This window comes from Micromonospora sp. NPDC049048 (genome assembly GCF_043197615.1).
In the GTDB taxonomy this organism is placed as follows: Bacteria; Actinomycetota; Actinomycetes; order Mycobacteriales; family Micromonosporaceae; genus Micromonospora.
In genome coordinates this window covers 1-1,045 of record NZ_JBICTM010000039.1, presented here as the reverse complement: position 1 = coordinate 1,045, position 1,045 = coordinate 1, and the positions used below count along the sequence as shown (strand labels likewise).

Annotated in this window: 1 pseudogene; it reads right to left on the bottom strand. The window is 69.0% G+C overall.

The features are described from left to right. Positions 1-22: 22 nt before the first annotated feature. Positions 23-900: pseudogene (locus tag ACGFIG_RS30765) on the bottom strand (IS5 family transposase). Positions 901-1,045: the final 145 nt, after the last annotated feature.

Genomic DNA, 1,045 nt, shown 5'->3' with positions numbered 1-1,045 from the left:
CTAGGGCCTGTGTCGAAGTCGGTCACAGCCACTCGTTGATGGCCGCGAGGTGGATGGTGGCTTCGTAGCGCACGGCGAGTTTGTCGAACCGGGTGGCCACGGCCCGATTGCGCTTGAGGCGGTTGATCCCGCACTCCACGGCGTGACGTTGCTGGTAGATGTGCGGGTCGAAGGCCGGTGGCCGGCCGCCCTTGGACCCCTTGGCTCGTCGGTGGGCGTCCTGGTCGGCCTTGCTCGGGATGGTCGCGGCGATGCCCCGCCGGCGCAGGTAGGCCCGGTTCGCCTTCGACGTGTACGCCTTGTCGGCCAAGACCCGGTCCGGGCGGGTCCTCGGACGGCCCGTGACCAGGCGAGGAACACGGATGGCGGCCACGACCGGGATGAACTGCGGGCTGTCACCTCGTTGCCCGGCAGTCAACACGATTGCCAGGGGTTTCTGGCCTTGCTCGCAGCCCAGGTGCAGCTTGGTGGTCAACCCGCCGCGGGACCGGCCGAGCGCGTGGTCTGCCGGCTCGACGCTGACCCCGCCAGGCGGTTCAGCCTGCAGATCCCCCTTTTCCTCGCTCCGGCCGCATGCTGATGGGCCCGAGCGCTGGTGGAGTCCACACTGACGTCCCAGGTGATCCGCCCGGCCGCGTCGGCGAGGGCCTGCAATGCGGTGAGCACCTGCTGCCAGGCCCCGTTGCGCTGCCACCGCCGGAACAGGGCATACACCGCCGACCAGGACCCGTACTGCGGTGGCACGTCCCGCCACGGGGCACCCACCCGGATCCGCCACCGGATCCCATCAATCAACTGCCGCCTGGTCCACGACGACGGTCGACCCGGGCGCTTCGGCGCCGGCAGCAACGGCTCCAGCACCGCCCACTGCACGTCGGTCAGGTCGAACCGCCTCGTCACCGCTAGGGTGTCCACGAGGTCTCCGGTTTCAGGTTCTGCTTGGTCGCTGAACCATCTACCGGAGACCTCACCCATTTTCGATCTTCGACACGCCGAGCGGTCACGCCAGCTCAGGCACCACCGCCGACTTCGACACAGGCCCTAG